This window comes from Spirosoma soli, from assembly GCF_042684525.1.
In the GTDB taxonomy this organism is placed as follows: domain Bacteria; phylum Bacteroidota; class Bacteroidia; order Cytophagales; family Spirosomataceae; genus Spirosoma; species Spirosoma soli.
Map to the genome: position 1 here is coordinate 1 of NZ_JBHULN010000038.1, position 7,092 is coordinate 7,092.

The 7,092-nt window shown below is 48.3% G+C and carries 4 protein-coding genes and 1 rRNA gene; 3 read left to right on the forward strand and 2 right to left on the reverse strand.

Annotated features, from left to right (window positions below; genetic code table 11):
* Positions 1–115, reverse strand: a 16S ribosomal RNA gene (locus tag ACFSUS_RS28835); the annotation flags it as partial.
* A gap of 791 nt (positions 116–906) precedes the next feature.
* Between ACFSUS_RS28835 and ACFSUS_RS28840 the strand changes: the two genes are divergently transcribed.
* Positions 907–1,722 (forward strand): purine-nucleoside phosphorylase, encoded by an 816-nt coding sequence (locus ACFSUS_RS28840; protein WP_381528713.1) that lies wholly within the window; start codon positions 907–909, stop codon positions 1,720–1,722.
* A gap of 69 nt (positions 1,723–1,791) precedes the next feature.
* Here ACFSUS_RS28840 and ACFSUS_RS28845 read toward each other — a convergent pair whose 3' ends face one another.
* The gene (locus tag ACFSUS_RS28845; RefSeq protein WP_381528716.1) at positions 1,792–2,121 is read right to left on the reverse strand and encodes a hypothetical protein; all 330 of its coding nucleotides are present in this window, start codon (positions 2,119–2,121) and stop codon (positions 1,792–1,794) included.
* Positions 2,122–2,327: 206 nt separating this feature from the next.
* On the opposite strand from ACFSUS_RS28845, the gene ACFSUS_RS28850 reads away from it, so the two are divergent.
* Positions 2,328–3,173, forward strand: a complete 846-nt coding sequence (locus tag ACFSUS_RS28850) for an IS5 family transposase (protein WP_381528719.1) — start codon at positions 2,328–2,330, stop codon at positions 3,171–3,173.
* Positions 3,174–4,205: 1,032 nt separating this feature from the next.
* The coding region (locus ACFSUS_RS28855) for a beta strand repeat-containing protein (protein WP_381528722.1) at positions 4,206–7,092 on the forward strand (2,887 nt) is incomplete at its 3' end.

The window sequence follows — 7,092 nt, forward strand, 5'->3', positions numbered from 1 at the left end:
CAGGTTGCTTACGCGTTACGCACCCGTTTGCCACTGCTCTTGCGAGCCGTTCGACTTGCATGTATTAGGCCTGCCGCTAGCGTTCATCCTGAGCCAGGATCAAACTCTCCATCGTAAATAGTTGTGTCTCACCCGCAGGTGAAACTGTCTTGTTCAACCGACGCCTAAGGCGTATGGTTGAGTTGCTTGTTGTGCTGACCGTTTGTCAAAGAACAAATCGCCTGGCCCGTTGGCCGAAGCGCGGTGACAAAATAAGGGGCCAAAAACCTATCAGCTCTCGGGCCTTGCTTACTTATCGTATGTTTGGGGAGGTTACTCTACCTACTCTGCAGAACCAAGTAAATAACAAGTGGGCTAGGCCCTGTAGTTCCCAATTAACAACTTTTTCGGCTATCTAATTGGTGACTGGTTATTTTCTTGAGCGGTCTTACCGGCGGACTATAAATCTCTTGGGAGCCTTAAGACGCTACAAATATACAACACGAGTAGGATTACTGGAGTTCTCTTGGCAAAAAAATTCAAGAAAATTAACTCCATCAACCAATCTATAAGGCGGATAAGCTAGTGCCTGATCTCTTCGGAGCCTTAATAGATGATATATGTAGAACAGGAAGGGTTGAGCGGAGGTTCCAGCATCAGAAAAAATATGCCCAATTTTTGGAATCTGCTTTAGCTTTTCGCTGCTACGAAGGGATAACGGATGAAGCACCCTCTTTAGTTCGATCATATTTACATAATCTTTAAGCTTTCATAAAATTTATTAGTTTGCTGGGCATGGAAAAGTAGTTTGGCTGCGGAGGTTTGCCCAAACTCGCTTTTGAGTGAAAAAGACGCACTATCGACAATAGCTGTGCTGTTTGGCGAACCGCTAACTTGCAGCTAAATCATGTTAATACCTTATTCATTATGCTCGAAAAAATTCAGCAGGCCACTCAATTTATACAATCCAAAACCTCGTTAGTTCCTCAGATTGGTATCATCCTCGGTACAGGTCTGGACGCGTTGGCCGATGATATACGCATTGAGACAACTTTGCTTTACGAAACGATTCCGCATTTTCCGGTGTCGACTGTCGAGTTTCATTCGGGCAAGCTGCTCTTAGGGACACTTACCGACAAACCTGTTCTTGTTATGCAAGGGCGGTTTCATTATTATGAAGGTTATTCTATGCAGCAGGTAACGTTCCCGGTTCGAGTAATGCGCGCTTTAGGTGTACAGACGTTGCTGGTTTCTAACGCTGCCGGTGGCATGAACCCCGCCTTTCAACTCAGCGATTTAATGCTGATTGACGATCATATCAGTTTGCTGCTACCGGCCAACCCGTTGGTTGGGCCCCACCTTCCCGAGTTTGGTGACCGGTTTCCCGACATGAGTGAGCCGTATAGCCACAAGCTCATTGATCTGGCTTTGAACCTCGCGGCCGAGTTGGGCATCACGCTCCAGCGCGGTGTGTACGTAAGTGCTACCGGACCTCAGCTCGAAACTCGGGCTGAATATCGAATGCTACGTCAGTGGGGAGCCGATGCTGTAGGCATGTCTACAGTGCCCGAAGTTATTGTTGCTAACCAGATGGGGATGACTGTTTTTGGTGTGTCCGTAATTACAGACATGTGCCTTCCTGACACGCTGGAAAAAGCGAACATCAACAAAATCATCGCGGCTGCCAAGAAAGCTGAACCTAATCTGACTGCTTTGATCCGCGCAATGATTGGGCAGTTGTAAGTGAAACCCTACTCGTTGCGAACATGGGTAGCATTCGTCAGCCCTATCGAGCCAATGTAGTTCTTAACTTTACTTACTTTTGAATCGTTTGATGTCGACCGGCCGGGTCGAGCCGTCAACCGTCCAATTTAACTCAGGATGTTGCCCTGCTGGCGTTAATGTAAACGACATTGTTCTCACTATGGTCGGCGGTTGCCGACCATAGTCTCGTAGAAATAAGGTGTAGGTTCCCGGCGATAAAGGAATGCCAAACGATCCGTCTGGCAACGGCTTGGCCGACGCAACTGTCTGCTGATCGCGTTGTATGTCTATGGTAAATCGGTTGAACTGACACGGCTGACGATCATAAGCATTTAACTGACATTGCAGCTGCCCTCTCACACGAAATGTTCGGGACAAGGCAATTCGTTTAGTAACCGATTGGCCAACGGTAATTTTCTCATTGTATAATACCGGGTCGCCGATTCGTCCCGCGCTTACCGCCGAGACAGCATAGGTACCAAGTGGAAGATTTCGATACGTAATACCTCCTTTATTATTTGTAAGAAACTGTCTGAAAATGGGTTGAGATAGTGATTGGCAGTAGCCAATGACTGAACTTTGAAGTGCGAAAACAAAACCAGTCAAGGCCAACGCACAAAACTACCAAACTCCCTAAAAAATACCCTCACGAACTGAGTCAAAAACAATGGAAGCATTTACGGAAACTACTGCCTCAGCCCAAAAAGAAACCGGACGGCCCTGGGCGCAACCCCTTGGACTTGCGGCAGGTCATTAATGCCATCCTGTATGTGATGCGCAGTGGCTGTAGCTGGTCGATGGTGCCTAATGCCTACCCCCATCCCAAAAGTGTTTATCACTATTTTAATCAGTGGAGTAAGGATAACACCTGGGAAAAGAGGCATGTAGCCTTGGTTAAGAAGGTTCGCAAGAAGGCTGGACGCAAGAAACGGCCCACCGCATCTAGTGTTGACACCCAGAGTGTTAAGACGACTCAAGTAGGTGGAGAGGCCCGTGGTTTTGAGGGGGGCAAGTGTATAAAGGGACGTAAACGATTCATCCTGGTGGATACATCAGGTTTGCTGCTGGCGGTCAAAGTGGTAGCGGCCAACATGGCAGAGAAGGCAGGTGCCCAAGTTTTATTGCAAAAGATTTGGGCTACAAGTTGGCTCAAAGAACGCTGTGGACGAATTGAGATTGTGTGGGTCGATGCGGGCTATGGAGGTGCTGATCTTTATGATTGGGTGGCCCACTTGACGGGCTGGCTATGGCAGGTCATCAAGCGCACCGATGCTACAAAAGGGTTTGTACTCTTACAGCCCCGTTGGGTGGTGGAGCGCAGCTTTGCCTGGCTTAGTTTTAATCGACGCTTGTCGAAAGATTACGAGAAACTAACGCGCAATTGTGAGTCGGCTCTCTATGTTTCGATGTTGCTCAGGAGGCTCAATTAACTATTTTCAGCCAGTTTCTAAAGGCTTCATGTTTTGCAGCCTCCTTGCTTAATGCTGCTATGCTGATCCGTTACCGGGCAGTAGGCGGACCGAGTTTCATGAAGCCTGCCGGAGCATATACAACCACATTGGTGTTCACATACACTGCCAACTAACCACGCTTTAAGGCTATACTACAACTCAGGCTACTCTGAAACCAAAGTAGCCTGAAACATTGCGTAAGATAAAAGTAGTCTACATACGGCTGAAAATGGTTTCTGGTTTTATTGAATTAATAATACACACATATGTGATTTTTGGCACAACAATTGATGTTACTTTTTTATAAAATTATTTACTACAAATAACACGTTGATTATCTCTTGCACTGATTATACATTCATTTATTTATGATTTTTCTCATTGTTGCTCACTCTAGCAATGTTTTTGCAGGTAAGAGGCTAGAGATGTTGACTTGAGCAAACTCATGAAATCTATCTGTACTCCCACCGTCACTATAATTACTTCTATTAATTATTCCACGAGCAATGCATTAGCTTCTGCTCGGGTAAACGTCTTTAATCAGAGTACTCACCTTTTACATTTAGTAAGGCGGCACCTGCTTATACCAATGCATAGATGCCTGGCTTGGATACCAAGTCCACGGCTCGCGTTAAGCCTGCCCACCGCAACCCTTTGAACCTATAACAGCCTAGTCAGTACCTACTGACTACTTGTTACGATCAGCTTACGTCGATTTTGTCTACTGAAAAGATCCGGTTTCTCTAATGGTCGATATGTCGTTCATCGGGTAGGGTGAAATAATGCCGATATGCTCAACTAATCAGCCTAATATAAGCCAGATCAGTGTCCTAATTATTCCATATGGATCTAATCCTTTACCTTATTTTCATTCTCACCTTATCATGGCTTTTGCAGGGAAGTGTTCCGAAGAGCGCTTTACGACACTTCCTTGCAGAGCAGAAGGAGTCTCGCCATCGTTTTACGGGAGCGTTAGCGTCGCTTTGTCTACTTTTCATCATCGTTGGGCCTATGACCCCGATACAGGCACAAACTCTGCCCTGTAACTATCGTACGTTAACCATTAATAATTTTTCTAATACGGGGGTAATCACCGCCCGTACCGGTGGCGTAGGTGGTGGTCTGTTTGGCATTGGTGCCGGCAGTGTCACTAATGCGGCTAACGTTGCTGATGCCAACCTGACCAACTTTGCTTCGATCAACTCGCAGGGAGGTACTGGTAGTGGTGGGCAAATTTCCGTGAGCGCTGATGCGAACGGCGGTACTACCGTGTTCGGAGGAGGAGCTATTGCTGGTTTCTTGATCGGTAACAACACCGATTTAGGCAATAACCTACTGCCTTCTGTAACCATTCGAACATATCTGGATGGAACCCTTCGGGAATCGTCTACAGCGTCTACCTTAATGGACCTGACTCAACTGGCGGGGGCAGGCCAGCGAGCACTGGGCTTTACAACGACATTAAGCTTTGATGAAATACAGATTGTTATTGCCAATGCGGTTGGCGTGACCACAAGCACAGCGGTTTACTATTCCTTTGTCCAATACAGTGCTTTGACAGCAACGACCATTGTCACGAATGCCAGTAGTTCGACAACGGCCGACGGCGCGGTGAACCTCGTTGCGTCAGGAGGGCGTTCGCCTTACACATATCGGTGGAGCAACGGAGCCACTACGCAAAACATAAGCAATGTTACAACCGGTACCTACAGCGCAACGGTAACAGATGCCAACAATTGTACGGTTACGACCTCGGCTACAGTTGCCGTCAGAACTTCTCCTTGTCCAGTACCAGGCCAAAACGGGTTTACTCAATTTTCATTTGTTACAGCGCCTACCCTCAGTGGGCCAACCGGAACAACAGCCGTTGGACGTACGGCGCGTTATCCTAACGTAGCGACTATAAATGGCCAGTCGGTCGATATGATAGGTCAAGTTTTAACCTACACTGGGGTCGCTGATGCTACATACCCACGCTTTGACGTAGTTACCAATGCCAACTCACAGGCTAGACTGGCCCGCTTTGCCATTAATGGTGGCGTGGCGTCGTCAACCGTTCGTTGGACTGTAGTGAGAACTGGCACTACTACACCCGTACCATTCCAGGGATCATTTACAATTGCAGATATTGACAATAATCTTACAAGTGGAATCACAGAGTCAGTTACTGTTGGTAATAATGATTTATACTCATATAAGTTAAGTAGCCCAACTAACACATCTGTTACCACGCCTACGGCCTCCACAATTCGCTTTCAGGGAACCCAGGATCAGCCGGGAACCGATGGAGTTGATCCAGCCTTTACAGTGGCTTTGGCTTATGTGGGAGTATCTTCATTTGACATTACGTATGCTAAAACGGGGGCAACTACAAACACGGCCAACTTCCCTATGGATGGTCAGGGCGGTATTGTATTCACAACTACAACCTGCGTTCCCGTACTTGATACGGATGGGGACGGCGTTGCCAACGCCGTTGATATAGACGATGATAACGACGGTATTCCGGATGATGCAGAAGGTATATTGGCCGATCCGGACAGCGACGGTATTGGAAATGCAGTAGACCTGGACTCGGATGGTGATGGCATTCCAGATAACATCGAAGCACAAACGACAAGTGGGTATATTATCCCTAGTAGTACCGTAGTAGCATCAGGTTCATTGGCAGGTCTACCTACTTCCTATTCGGCAACGGGTGGCCTAACCCCCGTTAATACTGATGGTACAGATACCGCCGATTACCTGGATCTTGACAGCGACAACGATACCAAAACGGATACTAACGAGGCTAACCTAACGCTAGCCGCAGCCGATACCGACAGGGATGGTCTGGATAACAATATCGATACGAATGATGCTGCATTCGGCCCACCCAACGCGGGAATAACCAATCCGACTGCTACTTACCCATCTAATGGCTCACAGGTTTTATGGCGAATTAAAGAAGGCGCCTTTATCTACGGTAACTGTGCCAATGCAACTGTGGGTGGTACGTTTGTAATCGGTACTCCTTCAACGGGAGTTCTAACTATTCCAATCACAACAACCCGCGACGGCCAAATTGTCGTAGCTTCGGTGACCGGTCCAGGCTTTACGTCAACGCCGGCCTCCGTAACTACATCACTAGCTACCAGCCAGACAGCCTTATCTATTCCCATTGCTTATGATGGCTCGGGAGCCATTGGAACCCGGACCCTGACGGTAACGTCTGCCCAAGCAACGGGTACCTGCTCGTCGACAGTTGCCGTGATTGGCCTGGCCGATCCGGCAATTTCTATGGCTCAGCCAACGCCCTCCTTACTTTCCGGGCGCACCAGTAATTTGCCCGTTATTGTTAGCAACGTTGGTTCAGCTGCCACAAGCGGCCCAATTACCACAACGCTGACGGTTCCAGCGAACATTGCCACGCCAGCCTCTTTCACCAGCAGTGGTTTTGCCTGCGTCACCACAGGAGCTAATGTTACCTGTACTAGCTCAGCGGCCATCGCTACCGGTTCCAGTACAACGATTAGTGTGCCCATAACACCGGGCGCTGCTACGGCCGGAACAACCTCAAGCTTTACGGCTATTGTAGCCATTACGACCGCCGAAATTAGCGTAACGAATAACGTTGCGGCACTCTCAGCGCCTGTTGGCTCTACGGTAGTAGCGAACCCCGATGCAGGCACTGCTAGCGCCGGAACCGGAGGAGTGGCTATCCCTAACGTAGTGGCTAACGATGTAGTTAACACGCTTCCGGCCACACTAGGTGGAGCTGGCAATGCCACTCTGGCAACCGTGGGCACCTACCCCACTGGTATCACTCTAGACCCTACAACCGGCAGCATCAGTGTCGCGGTGGGTACCACTCCTGGCTCCTATACCCTAGCTTATCAGCTTTGCGACAAGCTAACAC